Below are 20,532 nucleotides of genomic sequence, written 5' to 3'. Positions count from 1 at the left end.
CTGATGACCACCGCCGTCGTCGTCGGTAGCGGGCCCAACGGCCTAGCCGCCGCTCTGACACTCGCCGCCGAGGGAGTGGACGTGACCGTTCTGGAAGCGTCCGACTCCCCCGGCGGCGGCACCCGGTCCGGCGAGGTGACGTTGCCCGGACTCCTCCACGACCACTGCTCCGGCTTCCACCCGCTCGCGTTGGATACCGGATTCAGCCGACAGTTCGACCTCGCCGCGCACGGTCTCGAGTGGCTGTGGCCCGAGGTCCAGTACGCGCACCCGCTCCACGGCGGGCGGGGGGCCGCGGTGGTGCGGTCCGTCGAAGAGACCGCCGCGAGGCTCGGCGGTGACGGTTCCTCGTACCGCCGGATGTTCGGTCCCCTCTCCGCGCATTTCCACGACATCGTGGGCGAATTCCTCCAACCGATGGTGCACGTGCCCCGCCACCCCTTCGCCCTGGGCTGGTTCGGTGTCCATGCAGCGTTGCCGGCCACCGTGCTCGCGCGGCGCTGGCGGACCGATGGGGCGCGGGCCCTGTTCGGCGGGGTGGCAGCGCACGCGTTCCGGCCGTTCGGTTCGGTGATGTCGTCGGCGATCGGCGTGGCGCTGGGGACCGCGGCGCACCGCTACGGTTGGCCGGTCGCGCGCGGGGGCTCGGCTGCGATCTCGCGGGCGATGGTCTCGGCGCTCGAGTCGTACGGCGGACGGGTGGAGACCGGAGCCCTGGTGCGCGACCACCGCGAGCTGGGCCGGCCCGACATCCTCATGCTCAACACCGCGCCCGCCGCAGCTGCATCGGTGTTGGGCTCTGCGCAGCCCCCGCGGATCGCCCGCGCCTACAGCCGGTTCCGGCACGGGCCCGGCGCATTCCAGGTGTCGTATGCCGTCGAGGGCGGCATCCCATGGGAGTACGAACCCTCCCGGCGTGCGGGGACCGTGCACGTGGGCGGGAACTTCGAAGAGATCGCCGCCGCCGAACGCGACGTGGTGCGCGGCGTGATGCCCGATCGGCCATTCGTGTTGGTGGGGCAGCAGTCCGTCGCGGACACTGGGCGTGCATCGGACGGGGTGCATCCCGTCGACGTCTACGCCCACGTGCCGTCGGGTTGGAGCGGCGACGCCACCGAGATCATCACCGCGCAGATCGAGCGGTACGCTCCGGGCTTCCGAGCGCGGATCCTGTCGACGCGTTCGCGGTCGGTGGCGCAGATCGAGCAAGCCAATCCCAACTACGTGGGCGGCGACATTATCACCGGTGCGAATACGGCCCGGCAGTTGGTGTTCCGTCCGCGCGTGACTCTGCAGCCGTATGCCACCGGCGTCCCCGGCGCCTACCTCTGCTCGGCCGCCGCCCCACCCGGAGCAGGTGCGCACGGCATGGCCGGCTGGAACGCCGCCCGCGCCGCGCTGGCAGACCTGGCGCGATGACTGAGTCTTGGAGCCTTCCCGGCAAGCTCAGCGTGGATCCGCAGAATCTCGAGCGGCTCCGTGAACTCACCAGGAAGATCGGGGAGCGCCTCCAGCGAGAGACCGATGCGATCAGTCACGGGATGACCGCCGAGATCGCGGCTGCGGTCGGTGAGCTCGACGACCGGGCGATGCGTGACGCTCTCCACTCCAGCGTTACGGACAATGTCGAGGTCATGATCGATCAGCTTGCGCACTCCAAAGAGGTGTCCGACCTGCCTTCGTTGCTGCATGCGCACCGGTACGCCGAGGAGCTCGCGCGGCAGGACGTTCCCGAGTCTTCATTGCGTCGTGCCTATCACGTGGGATCCCACTATTTGCTGGCTCGCATCTTCGACCAGGTGCAGGAGATTGACTATCCGCCTCACGAGCAGCCGTCGCTCTACCGTCACCTGGCGGGCTGGCTGTACCAATACATCGACGCGATCACGCGCCAGGTGATTGCCACATATCAGGAGGAGCAGCGGTCCTCCCACGAGCGGGCTGCGCGCACCACTTTCACCTGGGTCAATCGTGTCCTCGAGGCCGAGGACGTGTCCCCTAGAGAGTTCTCCGCTGCCACCAAATACCGGCTCGACCAGGTACACGTGGCATGCCGAGTGTGGGTCGACGATCGCGCCGACCAGCCCGCGCATACCCCCGCGCTCGCCCCTCTCATCGACCAGGTCCGCGCGATGCTTGGAGGTCGCGACGATCCACTCGTGGTAGTGACCGGTCGGCGCGAGGCGGACGTGTGGTTTGGTGGCGTGCACCGCGTCGACACCCGTGCTTTTGACTCGGTGGTAGCTTCTGCAGGGGGGTCCCGCCTCGCATTCGGTTCACCTGGGTTCGGACCGGCCGGATTCCGCGCAAGCCGGTCCCAGGCGCACCAGGCGTCGCGGATCGCGCACGTCACAAGTGACCCGACCGCGCGCGTGACCTCCTATGCGGACGAGGGGATCCCGGTGATCTCCCGACTCATCGACGACCTCCCCGCCACCCGCGCCTGGGTTCACGATGTGCTGGGGGAGTTGGCGGTCGACTCCGACGCCGCCGCTCGTCAGCGTGACACCGTACGCGTGTTCCTCGAGTCCGCGTTCAGCTACTCAGCGACGGCGTCGCAGCTCATGCTCCACCGCAACTCGATCCGCTACCGGCTGGAGAAAGCCTCGCTGCAACTGGGCCGCGGCGTCGCCGACAAGCCACTCGACACGCAACTCGCGCTGGCCCTGTGCCGCGTCCTCGGCTCAGTCGTACTCGTGCCCGAGAGCCGGCCCGGGACAGCCGGCGCATCATCTCCCGCGCGGGAATGAGAGCCACCGGCTATAGCGCATGTCCGGAAGGGGATGGGGCTTGACCTGCGATGCCCTGCGGCGGGATTGCAGGACATCCCAGGTCATCGAGGTCAGTCGAGCCTGAGTGCCGCCGGTCAGATCGAGTTGACGATTCCCCGCGGCCTGGTCCGCCGGCATGCCCAGCGCCGGGAGTGCGAGAGCGGCGAGGGTTTGCGGCATCTTGAGCGGAACGTTCTTGCTGGTGAAGCACGTTTCGGGCGTGACAAATTCAGGTACTTCGTGGTTCTGGCCATCTGACACCTGTCTCTGTGAGGGGACTTCGGTCAGCGGCGGGCCCGCTCGCTTCTTGTAACCTAACTCATGACGCTCAGGAACCTCACAGGAATCATTTGCCCCTCAAGGAACAGATAGCGAGTTGATTCTCGAACATCGATGACCTGCATGTTCAGCCGGAGGTTCACCCACCATTCCCGTCTCCGGCGTGTCGGCGAAACCGGGAGATAGATTGTTGTGCAAAGCTTTACGTCATTTAGATGTGGCTCGAGCGCTGATTATCAGGCAAGTATCCGGTCGGCCGTGGTTGCCGCAGTCGGCAGCGGCCTGCTGGACTTCAGGGTCTTCTCTCGGATGTAGTCGCCGTCGAGCTGGGCGGCGACGCCGAGCACGGCGAAGTGCATCGAACCCATGCCGTGCGGGTACTCTTCGCCCGTGCCGGCCTATATACAGACGCTGGGGCCGATCACGCGCGTGATCCGAACAGCACTCGCGGTTCCAGGTCGAGCCGGGTGACCGGCGCTTGTTCGGGTGGGGACAGGTTGAGCACTAGGTCGCCCATGCGGCGGATGGTGTGCTGGATGTACGGGGTGATGGTGGCCAGATCGTCGGTGTCGACGGGATAGCCCTCGGCGGCGAGGCCGTTGGCGACGTCGGTGATGTCCAATGCGGTCGAGTAGATCGCACAGTTGGCCAGCAACTCGTTGAACTTGACTACCCGCTCCTGGTGGTCGGGGTCGTTGTGGCCGATCAGCTTACCGCCGATCATCAGCCATTCCGAGTAGCCGTGGAACGCCTCGGCCTTGTTCGTGACCGCCGTGATTTGCTCCCGCAGCCCGGGTTCGGAGAGGTAGCGCAGCAGCGTCACGGTCCTGATGACACGGCCCAGTTCGCGCAGCGCCCGGTACAGGCGGTTCTTGTGCGAGTGGTTCCCGAGCCTCCGCAGCAGCGTCACCGACGACACTCGCCCTTCGCGAATGGAGATGCTGGTCCGCAGCAAGTCGGTCCAGTGCCGCTCGATCAGGCCCCAGTCGATGGCGTTGTCACCGAACAGGCTGTCGATGTGCCCGTAGCGGGTCGCAGCCGTAGGCCGGTAGAAGTTGAGATCGTGCCAGTTGCGGATGCGCGGCAGCAGCTCGAACCCGAGCAGCGCGGCGAGCCCGAACACCGGCAGAGACTGCCCCTGGGTGTCGCGTGGATGGTGTCCGGTTGGACGTCGGACTCGTTGCGCAGCAACCCATCGACGATATACACGGCCTCCCACGCCCCACACGGCACGAAATGGGAGAACAGCGCGATGTAGGAGTCGGACACGAACCGCATCGCCAAACCCCCGTAGCCGCCGTAGCGAATGTGGGACTCGGCGAGCAGGTTGTTCTCCCAGGTGTCGATCTGCGAGCCGTCGACGGCGACGATCTGCCCGTCGCCCCACATCCCGGCCACGTCCAGGGTGGTGAACGCGTTGATCACATCCGCCGAGCATCGGTGCACTTTGTCGGCGGTGGAGTGCTTGTTGCCCGCGGTGTAGAGCTCGTGGGCGGAGACCTGGCCGCGCATGTGCCTCGGTACGGACCGGCGGGGCGAACGTGGACCCGGCGGTGACTGAAGGGGATCCCCGCGCGGAGGCGGAGCGTCAGAGGCTCGATGGCGAGGCCGAGGCCCGGCGTAAGGAGCTCGAGACGGAGGAGCGCGTCCGGCGTCAGCGCAAATTGGTGCGATCGCTCAACCTCAAGGCCGAGGCGGCGACCACGGTCCGACGGAAGTTCCTGTGCAGTCTGCTGGCGGCCAAGACGCCACCGAAGACCGCCGCCGCGTACGTGGCCACCACCCTCGCCGGTGATGGGCACCTGTTGACCGAGTTCCGCGCCGACGGCGTGCTCAAGGAAGTGCTGTCGATCAAGGATTCGTACAGCTCGCAGTACGTGGCCGACCAGGTGGTCAAGGCCGGCGCCTCCCGCGCCCAGGTGCTCACGCTGGCGCTGGTCCTGGCAGCGCAGGAATCACGCATCGTCAAGGACTCGTGGCGATCGAAGCGCCGGGGCACCGAGGCGTACCTGGAATACCTCGAGGTGCAGGGGCATTCGCTGACGCCGATCGAGGAAATCATGGTCGGGAGGCGACAGCCCGATCAGGTCTTCGACCTCGATCTCGACGAATAGTAGCTGTCTATCTCACTAGACTTATGCAGTCTAATGGGATAGACTCATCCTATGAAGGTCACAGCACACGCAGTGCGATCCGGTGAATGGTGGTCGGTCGACGTGCCGGAGGTCGAGGGTCTGTTCGCCCAGGTGAAGCGCCTCGACCAGATTCCGTCGCGGGTGGCCGACGCTGCCGAACGGTTCACCGATGTAGCGGCCGAGCAGGTGGAGGTCACGCTCGACTACGACCTGGGTGATCCCAACGTGGTGCGCGCCATCGCCGAGGCCAAGCAGCGAAGCGCGCAGGCGCAGCGGGCAGTGGAGGCGGCGTCACGACTGACCCGTTCGCTGGTACACGACCTGCGGAAACGAGGGCTGTCCATGCGAGATGTGGCCACCATTCTCGAGCTCAGTCACCAGCGCGTCGCGCAGCTCGACAAGGAAAGCACCACGACCTGACCGTCAGGTGTGGGGGAGCAAGGGAGGGAGGTCTCATGGCCGTCACCGTCTACAGCAAACCCGCGTGCGATCAGTGCAACGCAACCTACCTGCAGCTCGACAAGCGCGGGATCGAGTACACCGTCGTCGACATCACCGAAGACGCCGACGCGCGGGACTACGTGATGGGCCTGGGATATCTCCAGGCGCCGGTTGTCGTTGCAGGAGAGGATCACTGGTCCGGTTTCCGGATCGACCGCATCAAGGCACTCGCGAAATGGGATGTATTGCAACAGATGCAACATAACGTCAATACGAAAGACGTGCCCGAACTGGCTGTTTGACGCCGTAGCGAAGCTGTCAGTCCGGAACTTGCGGAACCTGACCTTACGCTTCGAGTGGATGTAACAATGTTGCGTCTGATGCAACATTAGTGTGGTGAACGAGGCGCCGGGATCGGCACATCTGATACTCGCGGGGAATGTCGTCCATCTCGATCCGGCACCGGCGATGTCGGAAGCGATGATCGAGGGCTGGACGCGACAACAACGCAGTCGATTCCTCAAAGATCAGACCATTGCAGCGCGGATTCGGATGATTCGACGGTTCGGTCAGGTACGTTGTGCCGCCGGTTGACATTAACGGGGTGGCGACAGGCCAAGCGCCACGAAAGCGGCATGACTTGGACTGCGGACATTTCAAATTCGATGACGGCACGATTCGTGGTTCACCACAGCTGGCTGCCGAAGAGCAGATACGAAATGTGCCGCCCTGCCGGGACTGTGTGAGCCGAATGTCCTCCGTCGCACGCGAATCGCAGGCATGAGGCTCAGTCGGCCCTACTGGGCCGCTGTGCCCGACCTGCTTTGTATCCACACCCTCAACGGCAGATGCGACACCTGCGACTGAGAACCTATGGGGAGCCGATAGGCGCATTGAAGATTCGGTCCTGTCGGGATCTCGTCAGCCATCACATCTGAATCGCCCAAATGTAAACACGTTTTTCCTGATCCAGTGCGGGTCCGCGTACATCGAAGAAAACCGTGACTGGTCACCGGAGACTCGCACGACATTGAATTCGATGAAGGCACAGAACGATATTCCGACGGTACCTATCCGAAATCATGGGACACCGTGGATCCGCATGACGTCAGATGAGCCTCGACGCGAGGGTTTTCCGTGCGTGCGTGCGAACTCGACTCGATGACCAGATGTGCTGTATGCGCTCGTCAACATACGCACCGTCTCGTAAGGCTTGCGCCCAGATGTGAGGGACTCAGACGGAGGGCCAGTGGCCGTCTCAGCCGATAATGGGCCGTCTTCACCGCAAATTCGATGATCGTCTTCGCAGTCACGGGTGCGACACATGGACGACACGCGGCTGCTTAAACCCGGTTCGAACTTTCAGTCAACCCCGGCGGCATCTGGTGTAACGCCATGGGCAAGTAATAGGAAAAGAAGGTATGCGGGGAGTGCCGCCCGTACAGCGAAAGGCTCCGGATGATTCCACTTATTTCCCCTGTTCAACCTTCTGGGCATGCAAAACGGCGAAGCCGTCAGACCGTGTTGGTCGCCGGCACGGTCGCGGTTGCTGCCTGTGTGGTGGCTGGATGTGGGCTGCCCGACGACGACACACCACGCGAACTCGCATGCGAATGGGGAATCGCGTTGGATGCGAAGGACTTCACCGGTAAACGAGTCGACATGCCACTTCCCCCGCATGTTATCGAGCGTTTCGCGATCGAGGAGAACACAGCGGATGCGATCGTTTTCCGAGTTACGTACGACGAATTTCCGCCACCGAACAATCCACCGAATAAGCAATTCATCTTGAAGCCGTTAACGACGGTATCGATCCGACTGGGGAAAGACGAGGAATTTGACTCGATTAAAAACAACTTCTACCGAGTCGAGATTCCCATTGAGGACGGAGATCTGTATCAGAGCGACGAGGGCAACGCGTTCGACGTCAAACCTCAAAACACCACAGTGCGGCAAGACGGCAACGACCTTGTAGTCTCCATCGATCCGACAGAATTCCCGGGCCTGGCGGCGGGGAAGAAGTTTCCCATCGATGCGACGACCAGCTTCGCCGGCGATGGTATCGAAAAAAGACCAGGACCTACGAAGGTGAACTGGCAGAACTGCGGGTAGCGGATCGACGAATTATCAGAATCACCACCTCTTGCATGATTCGTCTTCTATCGCGCTATCACACCTTCCTCCTCGCCGATAACATAGATTATGTTAGTGCGTTCTCTTAAATGACTGTGCAGCAACAAGTTTCGAAGAAGATCGATGCCGGAATTTAGAGTGGGGCCCTGCAGTTTCGACATCTCGCATGTGTTCGTCGATGGTAGGTCGTGCTCGAAGACGACAGATGACCTGAGATCGTCCTTCGAGCAGAACCTACCGCTTAACGACCAGACTTTTCTCACTGCGTGCCGAACGACCCCCTGTGCGATCGCTGGTCCGCATTGCGTCAGCACAGGAGGTCGGCGCTAAGTGTGCATCATTCCTGCGAAAGCAGAGGCTTGTCTCGTTCAGGTTCGACTGGGGCTACATTGCGTGACTGAGCCACTGTGGCCGGTTCGAGAAGTGAGAACCGAGACTTTCGGGTCACCGTCTGACCAGGTTCGACGGTGAAAGTCCAGCTCAATCCGGCACCGTTATCGTGATTGTCGGTGCGGGCCGTTCCGTTGAACGGTTGACCGGTCCTCACGACGTTCCAGATTGTGGAGTAGAACGCCTCCTGGAAGCTCGCGCCGCCGGACAGGTCTGTCCAGGAGATCTGACGGCCGTTCGCGGACACGCAGGACGCGGATCGGTCGGTGACGGCGCCTGTGCCGAAGTCACTGTTGCTCAAATAGCAATCCGCCGCCCGGTACAGGGTCACCTGCTTGGCTGCGGAACCGGTGTTGGTGACCGCGAGGGAGGTCAAGTAGTTGTCGGAGCCATCGATGAAGGTGTCGACCTGTTTGAGTTCGAGACCACTTTGCCCCGCGACCACCGCGCTGGTGATCACCGTCGGACTCAAGGCGGTCCCGGCTCCAGTACTCGACTGAGCACCAGCCGGAATGAAGCTGCTGCCGACGTAGCCGAAAGTCTGCCCGTCCACCGCGAGGTGGGTACCGCATGAGGTGGAACCGTAATACACCGACCGGTTGTCGGTAGGAGAGTCCACGCGACAGTCGAGGTTCGTGCCGATCTGCAGATTGGTGAGTGCGCCAGGCCGGGTTTCGGGGGGCAGTTCGGGCTCGGGCGTCGGGGTAGGTGCGGGAGTGGTTCCCGGGTTAGCAGGGTCGGACGGACAGTAGGGTCCGAGGACGGAGATCCCGTACTTTCCGAGTGTGAGTTCAGCTTTCCAACTCGCGAAGAGCAGGTTTGCCTGTAGAGAGCCCTTCACCGCGGCCGCGAGTTCGAGTTCTGCACACGTCGGCTACGCGCTCGACAGCGAAGCGGTCAGGTTCGGGCCTGCCTCGACGGCCACGCCGGCATTGGCGACTTTGCTGTGGAGGCCGAGAGACGCGGAGGCGCCGGCGAAGAACTCGGCCTTGGCGCTGCCGCTGAGGCCCTCGACATCCGAATACGTGGTCCGACTGCTCGAGACGGGTCGTGCGCGCCCGTCCGAGAACTCGACGCCGTCGGTGCGCTCTGCCTGGTAACCCAGCTCTGCCTTTACCTCGAACTTTGCGGCCAACGACATTGCGGGACCGACTTTGACACTGAATGGCCCACCCACCGGGATGATCGCTTCAGGAGTCATCCCCACAGGTGCTTTCTCGCACTTCGCGGAACCGCTACCGGTCAGCGACACATCCAAGGATTGCGAACTCGAGATGGTGACCCGGGAGTACTTGGCATTGGCGTCGAACTGCACAGCGGCAGAGAGGTTCCCGATCGACCCGTTGACTGCGAGTTCGACACCACTGTCGTTCTTGCATGAGATCAGCTTGTTACTCAGCGGAAATCCGGTGCGCGGCCCGGCGCTCCGCGACTGAGCCTCGCCTTCGCCCGGTACGTACAGGACGTTATCCTCGAGTCGCACCGTCGTATTGATCTGGAAAACCGCGTATGCGTCGGTGATGGTGGCAGCCTCTAACGCCACCCGCAGCATCCCGCCATCGGCAGCTTCCACCGAGACGACCTTGCCGACGGTGCCATTTGGCACGCCGGGACCGGAGTTCACTGCAAAGAAACCTCCGACGCTCGGATGACGGTCCGACGAGAAGTAGAGCACGGTCTGGATCTCACCGAACTCACCGGAGACGGAGACGACGTCTCCGGGCTCTGCGACGACAGTATCTGCCTTGGGGATGATCTTGTTCTCGAGGTTCGCCGGTGCCCAGTCGGTCGGGTCGTCAGCCCCGATCAGCGGATATTCGCTCTGTTCATCCGAGCCGCCGCCGGAACCGGAACCAAGCGACCCGGAGCTAAGGCCGCCGAGCGAGCCGGACGATCCACTATCTGTGGGCTGGGCATTCGCAGGGAGCGTCATACCCAGAACCAGTGCAGCGGCTACCGAGGTCATAGCCCCGCGATACACCCATTGTCTGGGCGGCTTAGAAATCCTCATCTGGCATAACTCCTTCTTTCAAAGATCGGGGACAGCGACGTTTCACGGGGATTCCTTATCTGACCGGGTGCTTTCGCCTGACCTCCGTGTCTTGTCGGCATGGCTACTACTGAGCGCATGGCTGCCACTGAACGACTGTCCGATACAAGGCCATCCGATCAGCTGAAACCGACCAGTTAATTCACAGAGAGTAGGTTCAAACGGTAGCGGAACCTTTCGATGTTGCCGAGACCCCAAAAGGGGGGGGCATCACCACAGACACGCGAGAAATCACCCGGCCGCCGGCCACGACCCACGATAAAGCGCAAGGACAAGAACCGACGCGCTCCCGGTGTGAACATTCTTCTATCCCGACTCTCGCGCATCAAGGCCACTCCAGAAATAATATCCACACACGCCACTCGCACGCTCGAACAACGGCGCTACGATATTTTTTCCTACACTCACCTTGACCCACTCCCGCCGAGACCAGAATATCGGCACATACCGAGGGAGGGGGGAGAAATTGCAGGTAGAACGTATGCAAGTAGCTGCGTATATCACGGTTTGGATTAGTGAAAGAATTCGGAAAACGATTGAAGATGTGATTAGCTAACGCGGAAACTAATCGAATAAATGCCCGTGAAAGTATTGGCTTATATCGCATTGTTCGATAGAATGAAATCAATAAAGAATCACCGACGAGGGGGAATGTGTGCAATGCAATGCCACGTACCGCGCACTCGACAAAGCGGGATTCGGTCCATCTTTGATGATCGAGGTTTGAGCGGAGAGGTAGAAGACCCGCCGCAGTCGCCGGCTGTAGCGTTTGGGTCGGTGCATGTTGCCGGTTCGGCGACCGGAATCGCGGGGGACCGGAACCAAACCGGCTGCCGAGGCAAGGTGTCCGGCATCGGAGTACGCCGACATATCACCGGCAGCGACAACGAATTCCGCGCCGAGGATCGGACCGATACCGGGCATGGATTCGATGACCGCAGCCTGCGGATGGCGGCGGAAGGTCTCACCGATCTGCGCGTCGATACGAGCGAGCTGGACGTCCACTGCGAGGACTCGGTCGGCGATATCGGCCACCAACTGCGCCGCAACAGCCTCACCAGGCAGGACCACATTCTGCGCCGACGCCGCCTCCCACGCAATCTCGGCGACACCGTCCGCCCCGCGCACCCCACGTTTACCAAGCCACAAGCTCAAACGAGTGCGTCCGCGTCGTCGAATGGCACGCGGGGTCTGAAAACCGGTCAACAACACCAACGCGCCCTTGTGTCGCCCGAAGTCGAAAGCCCGCTCGAGCGCAGGAAAGACACCGGTGAGAGTGTCACGCAGACGGTTGATCAGCCGGACTCGGTCAGCGACGAGATCGGTCCGATGCGAGGTCAACAGCGCGAGTTCCGCGGCCAACTGAGCCGGTGGGATCAACACAGACAGATCATGTCGGTGTCGAGCAGTTTCCGCGATCACATAGGCATCGCGGGCATCGGTTTTCGCCTCCCCTCGATACGCGCCGGACATCCTGTTGACGGTGCGACCAGGGACGTACACCGCACTCTGGTCGTGTGCGGCGAGAAGAGCGAGCAGCAACGCAGAGGAGGTTCCGGAAATATCTACCGCCCAATGGAGTTCGTCGGCCAAGGCCAGAATCTCGCTCAGCGCGTGCAGTATCGCGGTCTCGTCGTTGATGATCTTGTGCGACCACACGATCAACCCTGCTTCGTCGACCACTGCTGCCCAATGATGGCCCTTGCCTGCGTCGATTCCGACCCATGCGTGGGTGTGAGTTTCTCTCATTCGCTCCTCCATGTCGCCGACTCGTGTCAGGCCCGAGGAACACCCCACCGTCATCTCCGTAAACAGTGCTCGAAGCACATTTTTCAATCAGCAGCCAGGGCGTCCCGAAGCGCTGGGCGGCCACTCGTTTCGAGCCACACAAGGCAAGACACCATCAGCCACACCCAGCACTTCCGGACCAACTAACAACTTACGGAGGACACCATGACCGCAGCAGCATTCACCTTCACTCCCGATGCAGACTTCGTCGACCGCGCACTCGACGCCGAGCTCCGCCGCGACAGCGAATCCGTCGACCGGAAACTGCGCACCATGCTCGCCGCCCTCGACGACTCCCTCGCCGGAATCAGTGATGCACGCGAAGAACTGCACACCCTCTACACCGCCCCCGGTACGGACACCGCCGAAGTTGTTTCCGCCCATGACCAGGACATCGCCACTCACCTCGATACGCCCGCGTCTCCACCCTCGAACAAAACCCCGAGCTGCAGCAGCACGCACTCCGCCAAGCCGGCGCGATCCGCATCTTCACCGACTACGAATCCGGCTCGACAACGCAGCGCCCCCAGCTCACCGAATGCCTGAACTACCTACGTGATCACGACGGTGATGTCCTTGTCGTCTGGAAACTTGATCGCCTCGGACGATCCGTCCGCCACGTCATCGACACAGTCCACAACCTCGGCGAACGTGGTATCGCATTCCGTTCCCTCACCGAAGGATTCGACACCACCACCGCAGGCGGCGAATTCTTATTCCACATCATGGCAGCCCTCGCCCAAATGGAACGCCGCATGATCGTCGAACGCACCCACGCCGGCCTCGAAGCCGCTCGACGCCAAGGTCGACACGGCGGCCGGCCCACCGTCATGACCCCCGAACGCACCGAACTCGCCCGCACGATGCGTGAACAGGGCAAAAGCCTCGACACGATAGCTTCGACACTCCGTGTCGGCAGATCCTCCGTCAGTCGTGCCCTCGCACCCGAGAAGGCCGGCGGGCAGCAGTAATCCTCACACGAACCAAGCACGAGCCGAACCGTCAAAACCGACGCGGTACCGCCCTGTGTCCGCAGCCTTTCCCTCCATTCGAGCCAACCCATCGGCAGGGTCCCGATGCGCCGCCGTTCCTTTGGCCGTGGGATCGGCGGCGAGAGCTCTCAAATACAACAGAATTGGCTCGGAAACCCCCGTGGGTCAACACATAATCATCAGCCATGTCTTCTGCCCGCCGTGGTGCGGAAGAGTTCCACGACCACCACGTATACCCCAACAGCGCAACCGCAGCGAGAAGTGTACAGCCCACCAGGACTGCGAGGCCTGCGTCCGATTTCCACGCGATGCGTTCGTCCGGGTGCTGTTCGGTGATGGTGGCGTCGAATTCTCGTGTTTGCCTGGCTATTTCGAGGATCCACTGTGTGTGCACATCGTCGGTTTGTCGAATTTCCCGTACTCCGGACATGAAGTGCAGGTCGGGACGGTCCGTGTTCAGATGATGAGGTTCGAAGCGTTTCGTTTTCAGACTCGCAATTGGGGTCAGGTTTCTGGCCACATGTCGTATGCGGGCCATGATTCGCCCGAGCCGGTCGTTGTTGACCCGTCCGGCGGCCTCGTTGAGCTGTAGAGCGGATATGTGCAGTGCGTTGTCAATCGAGGCGTTCTCGGTGTTCGTTGGGTGTCATGCCGGTGGTGTCGCGGAACGCTCGGTAGAAGGTGCGGGGGTCGGAGAATCCTGTTTGTCGAGCGATGAGGGAGACGGGCCGGGAAGGGTATTTTCGTAGTAGGTGCTGGGCGGACTGGATGCGCGCTGCGCGGAGATATCCCATGACTGTGTGGTCGGTTCCCTGGAACAGGCGGTAGAGGCTGCGGCGGGAGAGTCGCATCGCGGTGGCGATGCGTTCGGCGTCGAGGTCGGGGTCTGCAAGGTGGGCATGGATGTAGGCCAGAACCTGATCTCGTCGTAGGAAGGCGGGTATTTCGGCGGCAGAGCGAACCGGTGTGACGAGACTCAGTAGTGATGTGGCCAGTGAAGAGGCGTGAGTCTCGAGCTGTGCGGCGCCGTGGGGATCGCTGTCTTGGTGTTGGGCCAGTTGGGTGAAAAAGGCTGCGACGGCGGACATCGCTCCTGCACAGCTCATGGTCGTGGCCAGGATGTCTGTGGTCCGGTCGATGCCGGCGAGCGCGAAGGCTCGATCGGCGGGCACCTTGACGATGACCTGTTCGTAGGGTGCATCGGCGCGGAAAGCGAAGGGCAGGGAACTGTCGTAGATGACCATGGATCCTGGCGGGACTACTGCAGTGTGTCCGGCCTGTTCGATGACGCAACTTCCGCGCGTCTGGAATGTGGCGAACAGATACTCGTCCTGTTCCCGCCCTTGGGCGATTCGGCTGCGATTGCGGTGTGTCTGCTCGGCGGTGGCTCGTTTCGTGGACAGAGTGAAGTTCGTGTATCGGCCGAGACGGACATCGCCGTAGAAGTCGGGGTCGGCGGGGTCGGTGCTGACGTCGACGTAGGCATGGCGCCGGGCCTCTCGCCAGTAGTCGATGACACCGTCGTCCGGCGCCCGCGAGGTCGACAACGTTTCGAAGTGTGGCAATGAGGGCTCGTCTGCATCAGCCATGGCGGATCACCTGCCTTACGGATACCACTGAGTTTACTGAGCCGCGCGGGAAAGTCCTGCGGGTCGGGGAGAGAGCGAGCCGGCCCTGTGTCCGCCAGTCGGGGGGCGATCACAGGGCCGGAAATCTACGCGTGCTGCAAAACGCTCAGGCCGTGAGCATTCCGTGCTGTATTGTGCTCAGACCGTGAGCTTTCCGTGCTGGATCGTGCTCAGGCTGGAATCATTCCGTGTGGGTCGATGATGAACTTGCTCGATGACCCCTGATCGAAGGTCTCGTAGGCGGCGGGTGCTTCGTCGAGGCCGATGACCTTGGTGTTGAGCATTGCGCTCAGATACGGCATGCGGTCCCACAGGATCGACATCATTAACTCGCGGTTGTAATGCATGATCGGTGCCTGCCCCGCGGACAGGCGCGGTGACTTGATCCAGGCCTTGCCGAATTCGAGCGGGAAGATGCCTTCCTGTTCGGCCTTTGTCGGTGCCAGAGGGTCGGGGCCGTAGACGCCGATGACGCCGGTGGCGCCGCCGGCACGGGTGGCTTCGAGGACGTCGTTGATGGCACCTGCCGGCTGAGGCTGATTGGACTCCGAGCCGATGCCGTGTGCTTCGGAGCCGACATAGTCGACGCCACAATCGACTTCGCGCTCACCGAGGATGGCCTCGATCTGGTCGGGCAAGGGGATGTCCTGGCTCAGGTCGATGGTCTCGCAGCCGTTGTTCTTGACCAGGTCGAGTCGGTCCTGATAGTAGTCGCCGACGATGATGCAGGATGCGCCGAGAAGGCGTGCTGCTGCTGCGCCGCAGCGTCCGACCGGCCCGGCGCCGGCGATGTACACCGTTGAACCTGGTTTGGCCCCTGCCTCGATGAGTCCGTGAAAGGCGGTGGGAAGGATGTCCGAGAGCAGGGCAAGATCGAGGATCTTGTCCATGGCCTGGTCCTTGTCCGGGAAACGGAGGAGTTGGAAGTCCGCGTACGGGACGAACAGGTATTCGGCTTGTCCGCCCACCCAGTCGCCGAGATTGAAACCGTATGCGCCGCAGGAGACTGCAGGATTGACGGTTTCACAGACATCTGTGCGGCGAGCTTTACAGTTGCGGCATCGTCCACAGGCGACGTTGAAGGGGACCGAGACGAGATCGCCTTCTTTGAGGAACTCCACGTCGGAGCCGACCTCGATGATCTCTCCGGTCATCTCGTGGCCCATGACCATACCCTGGGGGACGGGGAAGGACCCTCGGTAAATGTGCAGGTCGCTGCCGCAAATGTTGGTAGCGACGATTTTCAGGATGACGCCGTGGGGCGCTTTTCGTCCGTTCGGCATCTCCAGCTTGGGGAAGTCGAGTTTCTCGACCTTCATGGTGCCGGGGCTCTCGAACACCACTGCGCGGTTGCTGTCTGCCATGCTGTCGCTCCTAACCTGGGGGATCCCTGCACGCTGCGATTCGGGACCCGGTTGTGGTGGCGTGGCCACCGGGGGACCTTTCGAACGTATGCGCACGTGGCGATACGTGTCAGTGACCTTGCGTGTCAACTGAGTGACGATGTGTGCCAGGAGTGCTGTGGGGTCTGCCGCAAGGCTCCCTTCCTTCGTTATGGTCACCGGCATGACAAACCGTTCCGAACATCTCGCCGAGGCCGATGATCGCTGGAGGCAGGGTGTCGTGGTGCGGGGAGCTCGGCAGAACAATCTCGCCGACGTCGATCTCGATGTTCCTCGAGACCGTCTGGTGGTGTTCACCGGTGTGTCCGGCTCGGGGAAATCCTCGCTGGCGTTCGGGACACTGTTCGCGGAATCGCAGCGGCGCTATCTGGAGTCGGTGGCACCGTATGCCCGTCGGCTGATCGACCAGGTCGGTGTACCCGATGTCGACGTCGTCGAGGGACTGCCACCGGCGGTTGCACTGCAGCAGCACCGAGGCATCGGTAATGCTCGATCGAATGTCGCCAGCGTGACGACATTGGGCAGTCTCGTGCGGATGCTCTATTCCCGTGCCGGGTCTTACCCAGATGACCAACCGATGCTCTACGCGGAGGACTTCTCGCCGAACACCGTGCAGGGCGCATGTCCGACCTGCCATGGCATCGGGCGCGTCTACGAGGTCGATGTCGACAAGATGGTCCCCGATCCCACACTCAGCATCCGGGAGCGCGCGATCGCTTCGTGGCCGCCGGGCTGGCCGGGTGGCAACCTTCGCGACATCCTGGTGTCACTGGGATACGACGTCGACTCTCCGTGGAAGAAGCTGCCGAAGAAACATCGCGACTGGATCCTGTTCACCGAGGACCGCCCCACCGTTCCTGTGTACTCGGGATTTACCCCGGCACAGACTCGGCGAGCGATCAAAGCCGGAACCGAACCCAGTTACGAGGGCAATTTCGTCGGCGCCCGGCGGTTCGTGCTCGATACCTTCGCGAACACCAAGAGCTCGATCGTCAAGAAGCGGGTCTCTGAGTTCGTCACCAGCGAGGTATGCCCGATGTGCCAGGGCAAGCGGGTCAAGGCGGAGGCGCTCTCGGTCACCTTCGAGGGTCTGGATATCGCCGAGTTCGCGTCCTTGCCCCTGGCACGACTGGCAGAGATCGCGCGCACTGTTGTGTCCAGCGACTGGCTACCCGAGGCGGCAGGAGAAGCTCTCGACGAAACCCGACGAGCCGAGGCCACGCGACGACGTGTCGCATCGGGAGGATCGGCGCACACCGCCGCTCCCGACGTGCGACGCACCCCGAACGTGTCAGCGGAAAAACAGGTGGCGGCGCGGCGCCTGCTCGACGACCTCCTCGAAAGAATCCAACCCATCATCGACCTCGGGCTGGGATATCTGTCACTGGACCGGACGACGCCCACACTCTCCGGCGGAGAGCTGCAACGACTGCGCCTGGCGACGCAGCTGTCCTCGAAGCTGTTCGGCGTCGCCTACATCCTCGACGAACCTTCGGCGGGACTGCACCCCGGCGACTTGACGGCGCTGCTGAGAATTCTGCACGGACTTCGTGAGCGAGGAAACAGCGTCCTCGTCGTCGAGCACTCCCTACCCGTCATCCGAGAAGCGGACTGGCTGGTCGATATCGGTCCCGGTGCCGGCGAGAACGGTGGACGCGTGCTCTACAGTGGAACACCCGCCGGGCTGGCCGACGTACCGGACTCGGTCACCGCACGCTATCTCTTCGACACGTCGGAGCAGGTGCGCCGCCAGCGGCGTACCCCCCGCGGGTGGCTTCGCGTCGAAGGCGTCGAGCGCAACAGTCTCCGCGACCTCACCGTGTCTTTCCCTCTCGGGGTCTTGACCGCGGTCACCGGAGTCTCCGGTTCGGGGAAATCGAGCCTCGTCAGCCAGGCTCTACCAGCGTTGATCAACGCTGAACTGGGCCGGCCCGCCGCGCCCGATGCCAACGTCGAACCGCGCGACGACACCGATCTGCTGCTCACCGGAGATCAGGGCGCGGTCCGCGGCCGCATCGAGGGCACCTTGGGAGGGCTCCGTCGGGTGGTCGCCATCGATCAGCGCCCTATCGGGCGCACACCCCGATCCAATGTTGCAACCTACACCGGCATGTTCGACCACATCCGCAAGCTGTTCGCCGCAACACCTGCGGCCAAGAAACGGAACTACAAACCGGGGCGGTTCTCCTTCAATGTCGCCGGTGGCCGCTGTCCGACCTGCGAAGGTGAAGGCTTCGTGATGGTCGAGCTGCTTTTCCTGCCCAGCGTCTACAGTCCGTGCCCGGACTGCAACGGCACTCGTTACACGCAGAGCACACTCGAAATCACCTGGCGGGACCGCAACATCGCCGACGTTCTCGCGATGAGCATCGACGAAGCCCACGCCTTCTTCACCAGTGAGAACGACGTTCTTCGCTCGCTCACCGTCCTACGCGAGGTCGGGTTGGGTTACCTGCGACTCGGACAACCCGCCACCGAGCTGTCCGGCGGCGAAGCTCAGCGTGTCAAGCTGGCATCCGAACTCCAGCGTGCTCAACGCGGCGACACGCTCTACATCCTCGACGAGCCCACTGCTGGGCTCCACCCGTCCGACAGCGACAGACTGCTCGCTCACGCGCAGGGGCTCGTCGACGCCGACAACACCGTCGTCATGGTCGAACTCGACATGCGCGTCGTCGCCCAGGCCGACCACGTCATCGACCTCGGACCGGGAGCGGGCGCCGACGGCGGACGTATCGTCGCCACCGGTTCCCCCGAGCAGGTAGCTGCCACTGCCGACAGTGCGACTGCCCCCTATCTACGAGCGGCGCTGGAAAACACAGGCGCCGGCACCACACAACACTGACCTGACCGCGCACCACCGCCTGGACTGAACGGCGATAAGGATCAACTAGCGATGGCACGACAGGCACCGAAACCCCAAGGCCTGCGTAATCAGCTCTCCAACTCTCTCCAACTCTCTCCGGCCTCTCTCCGGCGTGAGTCCGGCTCCGCGGTGCTGCTGCTGGTGGTAACCGTGACCGCCCTGCTGTGGGCAAATTCGCCGGCTTCGGACGCGTACTTCGACCTCTGGCATCAAGGCGCCGGATTCGAACTCGGCCCGGTGGCGTTGCACATGAGCCTTCACCATTGGATCAACGACGGGTTGATGGTCGTCTTCTTCTTTCTGATCGGGCTCGAGGTACGCCAAGAGTTCGCCCACGGGTCATTACGTGATCGAACCCGCACCCGTATCGCCGTGATCGCCGGAGTCGCGGGGGTGTGTCTACCCGCCGTCATCTACGCCGTGATCGTCGGCAGCGGAGACAGCCTGCAGGGTTGGGGGGTGGTCGTCGGCACCGATACCGCCTTCATGCTCGGGGCCTTGGCGCTCCTCGGGCCCGCACGATCAGGCCAACTGCGAGTGTTTCTCCTTACCGTCACGGTGGTCGACGACTTCCTCGCGGTGTCCATCATCGGATTCGTATACAGCGAAAACATTCGCCTGATTCCACTGCTCGTTTCCCTGGCATGCCTGACAGCATTGTGGCTACTCGGGCGGGCGCGACAGTGGCGAGCCGCGCCATACATTCTCGTGGTGATCGTGCTGTGGTTCAGCACGATCGAGTCGGGTGTTCATCCCTCGCTTGCCGGAATGGTCGCCGGCCTTCTGATTCCCGCGTACCCGACACAGCGGCACAAGGTGGAGGCGGCTCGAGAACTGTTTCGTGACTTCTGGCAGTCTCCGAGCGCCGCGTCAGGTCGTGCAGTATCACGTGGACTGGCCAAAGGCACAGCCGTCAACGAGCGGATACACGAATACCTCCGGGTACCCACCGCGCTGATCGTGGTACCGATCTTCGCTCTCGCCAACGCCGGCGTCGACCTGCGTGGCGGACTGCTCATTGAAGCGTTCAGTGCCCGTGTGACCTGGGGAGTTGTGCTTGGCCTGGTTCTCGGCAAGCTCCTCGGCATCGGAGCAGCCACATACATCGCTGTCCGACTCGGAGCGGGCCGATTACCGCAGGGGGTCGGCATGGGCAGTGTGATGGGCGGATCTGCGCTATCGGGGATGGGATTCACCGTATCGCTGCTGATCATAGGTTTGGCTTTCGGCACATCTCCCGAACTGGCCGGGCAGGCGACCGTCGGCGTGCTCGTCGCCATGGTGCTGGCTGCAGTACTGGGTGCGGTGATCTTCCGCGTGGCAGCGACCAAGCTGGGTGAGGCCGAAGCCGATCTCCCCATCGTGCTGGAACCTCCCGTAGATCCCGAGATCGACCACATTCGTGGACCCGAAGACGCCCAGCTGACCCTTGTAGAGTTCGTCGACTTCGAATGTGGATTCTGCGCACATGCCACCGGAGGATGGGACGACCTGCACGTCCACTTCGGCGACGATCTGCGCTACGTGGTCCGTCACGAGCAGCGCCTTCGCTGCCGCACCGTCGGCACCACTGATCTGGTTCCACCACGCGGCACGCGAGGACCGCACGATCCGGTTCAAGTCGTTGCCCGGTCACGCTCAGACCGAGGCCGTCGA

15 protein-coding genes and 4 pseudogenes are annotated in these 20,532 nt (G+C 62.7%); 11 read left to right on the top strand and 8 right to left on the bottom strand.

Annotated elements, in window-relative coordinates:
• Positions 1 to 3 precede the first annotated feature (3 nt).
• Together ATN37_RS01640 and ATN37_RS01635 are read left to right on the top strand one after the other, a co-directional pair.
• Positions 4 to 1,419, top strand: a complete 1,416-nt coding sequence (locus tag ATN37_RS01640; RefSeq protein ID WP_058036835.1) for an NAD(P)/FAD-dependent oxidoreductase — start codon at positions 4 to 6, stop codon at positions 1,417 to 1,419.
• Entirely contained in the window at positions 1,416 to 2,750 is a 1,335-nt protein-coding gene (locus ATN37_RS01635; RefSeq protein ID WP_058036836.1) for a CdaR family transcriptional regulator, read from the top strand. The genes ATN37_RS01640 and ATN37_RS01635 overlap by 4 nt, the downstream gene beginning before the upstream one ends.
• 536 nt (positions 2,751 to 3,286) lie before the next feature.
• Here the strand turns inward: ATN37_RS01635 and ATN37_RS32305 are convergent.
• Both ATN37_RS32305 and ATN37_RS01630 read right to left on the bottom strand, forming a co-directional pair.
• Positions 3,287 to 3,418 (bottom strand): hypothetical protein, encoded by a 132-nt coding sequence (locus ATN37_RS32305; protein ID WP_256933096.1) that lies wholly within the window; start codon positions 3,416 to 3,418, stop codon positions 3,287 to 3,289.
• 53 nt (positions 3,419 to 3,471) lie between these two features.
• Positions 3,472 to 4,562, bottom strand: a pseudogene (locus ATN37_RS01630) (Tn3 family transposase).
• A gap of 41 nt (positions 4,563 to 4,603) precedes the next feature.
• Between ATN37_RS01630 and ATN37_RS01625 the strand changes: the two are divergent.
• The 5 genes from ATN37_RS01625 to ATN37_RS01605 all read left to right on the top strand — a co-directional run bounded on the left by ATN37_RS01625 (position 4,604) and on the right by ATN37_RS01605 (position 7,738).
• Positions 4,604 to 5,164, top strand: a complete 561-nt coding sequence (locus ATN37_RS01625; RefSeq protein WP_253741091.1) for a hypothetical protein — start codon at positions 4,604 to 4,606, stop codon at positions 5,162 to 5,164.
• A gap of 51 nt (positions 5,165 to 5,215) precedes the next feature.
• Complete coding sequence (locus ATN37_RS01620; protein ID WP_058036840.1) at positions 5,216 to 5,605, top strand: hypothetical protein; 390 nt, start codon at positions 5,216 to 5,218, stop codon at positions 5,603 to 5,605.
• A 35-nt stretch (positions 5,606 to 5,640) separates the two neighbouring features.
• On the top strand, positions 5,641 to 5,928 hold the full coding sequence (gene nrdH / locus ATN37_RS01615) for a glutaredoxin-like protein NrdH (protein ID WP_058036841.1): 288 nt from the start codon (positions 5,641 to 5,643) through the stop codon (positions 5,926 to 5,928).
• A 94-nt stretch (positions 5,929 to 6,022) separates the two neighbouring features.
• Positions 6,023 to 6,220 (top strand): hypothetical protein, encoded by a 198-nt coding sequence (locus tag ATN37_RS01610; protein WP_058036842.1) that lies wholly within the window; start codon positions 6,023 to 6,025, stop codon positions 6,218 to 6,220.
• Between the two features lie 927 nt (positions 6,221 to 7,147).
• Positions 7,148 to 7,738, top strand: a complete 591-nt coding sequence (locus ATN37_RS01605) for a hypothetical protein (protein WP_058036843.1) — start codon at positions 7,148 to 7,150, stop codon at positions 7,736 to 7,738.
• 358 nt (positions 7,739 to 8,096) lie between these two features.
• On the opposite strand, the gene ATN37_RS01600 is transcribed toward ATN37_RS01605, so the two are convergent.
• The 3 genes and pseudogenes from ATN37_RS01600 to ATN37_RS01590 form a co-directional block, all read right to left on the bottom strand.
• On the bottom strand, positions 8,097 to 8,702 hold the full coding sequence (locus ATN37_RS01600) for a hypothetical protein (RefSeq protein WP_218694651.1): 606 nt from the start codon (positions 8,700 to 8,702) through the stop codon (positions 8,097 to 8,099).
• A 321-nt stretch (positions 8,703 to 9,023) separates the two neighbouring features.
• A complete protein-coding gene (locus tag ATN37_RS01595; protein WP_058036845.1) occupies positions 9,024 to 10,115 on the bottom strand; it encodes a hypothetical protein in 1,092 nt (363 codons plus the stop codon).
• A 780-nt stretch (positions 10,116 to 10,895) separates the two neighbouring features.
• Positions 10,896 to 11,948, bottom strand: a pseudogene (locus tag ATN37_RS01590) (IS110-like element IS2112 family transposase); the annotation flags it as partial.
• A gap of 204 nt (positions 11,949 to 12,152) precedes the next feature.
• On the opposite strand from ATN37_RS01590, the gene ATN37_RS32300 reads away from it, so the two are divergent.
• Positions 12,153 to 12,533: a hypothetical protein gene (locus ATN37_RS32300; protein WP_253741093.1), complete on the top strand. Its 381-nt coding sequence runs from the start codon at positions 12,153 to 12,155 to the stop codon at positions 12,531 to 12,533.
• A complete protein-coding gene (locus tag ATN37_RS33095; RefSeq protein ID WP_058036846.1) occupies positions 12,434 to 12,958 on the top strand; it encodes a recombinase family protein in 525 nt (174 codons plus the stop codon). Before ATN37_RS32300 ends, ATN37_RS33095 begins: the two co-directional genes overlap by 100 nt.
• A gap of 307 nt (positions 12,959 to 13,265) precedes the next feature.
• Here ATN37_RS33095 and ATN37_RS32295 read toward each other — a convergent pair.
• The 3 genes and pseudogenes from ATN37_RS32295 to ATN37_RS01570 all read right to left on the bottom strand — a co-directional run.
• Positions 13,266 to 13,409, bottom strand: a pseudogene (locus ATN37_RS32295) (cyclase); the annotation flags it as partial.
• A gap of 184 nt (positions 13,410 to 13,593) precedes the next feature.
• The gene (locus ATN37_RS01575; protein WP_003943380.1) at positions 13,594 to 14,568 is read right to left on the bottom strand and encodes a helix-turn-helix domain-containing protein; all 975 of its coding nucleotides are present in this window, start codon (positions 14,566 to 14,568) and stop codon (positions 13,594 to 13,596) included.
• 209 nt (positions 14,569 to 14,777) lie between these two features.
• Complete coding sequence (locus ATN37_RS01570; RefSeq protein ID WP_003943355.1) at positions 14,778 to 15,971, bottom strand: alcohol dehydrogenase catalytic domain-containing protein; 1,194 nt, start codon at positions 15,969 to 15,971, stop codon at positions 14,778 to 14,780.
• A gap of 202 nt (positions 15,972 to 16,173) precedes the next feature.
• On the opposite strand from ATN37_RS01570, the gene ATN37_RS01565 reads away from it, so the two are divergent.
• Both ATN37_RS01565 and nhaA read left to right on the top strand, forming a co-directional pair.
• Positions 16,174 to 18,855, top strand: coding sequence for an excinuclease ABC subunit UvrA (locus tag ATN37_RS01565; protein WP_051649789.1), 2,682 nt, complete (start codon positions 16,174 to 16,176; stop codon positions 18,853 to 18,855).
• A gap of 51 nt (positions 18,856 to 18,906) precedes the next feature.
• A pseudogene (gene nhaA / locus ATN37_RS01560) lies at positions 18,907 to 20,412 on the top strand (Na+/H+ antiporter NhaA); the annotation flags it as partial.
• Positions 20,413 to 20,532: the final 120 nt, after the last annotated feature.

The sequence above is a fragment of the Rhodococcus sp. MH15 genome, assembly GCF_019266045.1.
Taxonomy (GTDB): Bacteria; Actinomycetota; Actinomycetes; order Mycobacteriales; family Mycobacteriaceae; genus Rhodococcus_F; species Rhodococcus_F qingshengii.
Note: the sequence above shows the minus strand (reverse complement) of the source record. Positions and strands in the feature narration are given on the sequence as shown.

What these genes read in the sequence shown, in the direction of transcription:
- ATN37_RS01640 (WP_058036835.1), top strand. Translation starts at nt 4, where the DNA reads ATGACCACCGCCGTCGTCGTCGGTAGCGGGCCCAACGGCCTAGCCGCC.
- ATN37_RS01635 (WP_058036836.1), top strand. Translation starts at nt 1,416, where the DNA reads ATGACTGAGTCTTGGAGCCTTCCCGGCAAGCTCAGCGTGGATCCGCAG.
- ATN37_RS32305 (WP_256933096.1), bottom strand. Translation starts at nt 3,418, where the DNA reads ATGGGTTCGATGCACTTCGCCGTGCTCGGCGTCGCCGCCCAGCTCGAC.
- ATN37_RS01620 (WP_058036840.1), top strand. Translation starts at nt 5,216, where the DNA reads ATGAAGGTCACAGCACACGCAGTGCGATCCGGTGAATGGTGGTCGGTC.
- nrdH (WP_058036841.1), top strand. Translation starts at nt 5,641, where the DNA reads ATGGCCGTCACCGTCTACAGCAAACCCGCGTGCGATCAGTGCAACGCA.
- ATN37_RS01595 (WP_058036845.1), bottom strand. Translation starts at nt 10,115, where the DNA reads ATGACCTCGGTAGCCGCTGCACTGGTTCTGGGTATGACGCTCCCTGCG.
- ATN37_RS32300 (WP_253741093.1), top strand. Translation starts at nt 12,153, where the DNA reads ATGACCGCAGCAGCATTCACCTTCACTCCCGATGCAGACTTCGTCGAC.
- ATN37_RS01575 (WP_003943380.1), bottom strand. Translation starts at nt 14,568, where the DNA reads ATGGCTGATGCAGACGAGCCCTCATTGCCACACTTCGAAACGTTGTCG.
- ATN37_RS01570 (WP_003943355.1), bottom strand. Translation starts at nt 15,971, where the DNA reads ATGGCAGACAGCAACCGCGCAGTGGTGTTCGAGAGCCCCGGCACCATG.
- ATN37_RS01565 (WP_051649789.1), top strand. Translation starts at nt 16,174, where the DNA reads ATGACAAACCGTTCCGAACATCTCGCCGAGGCCGATGATCGCTGGAGG.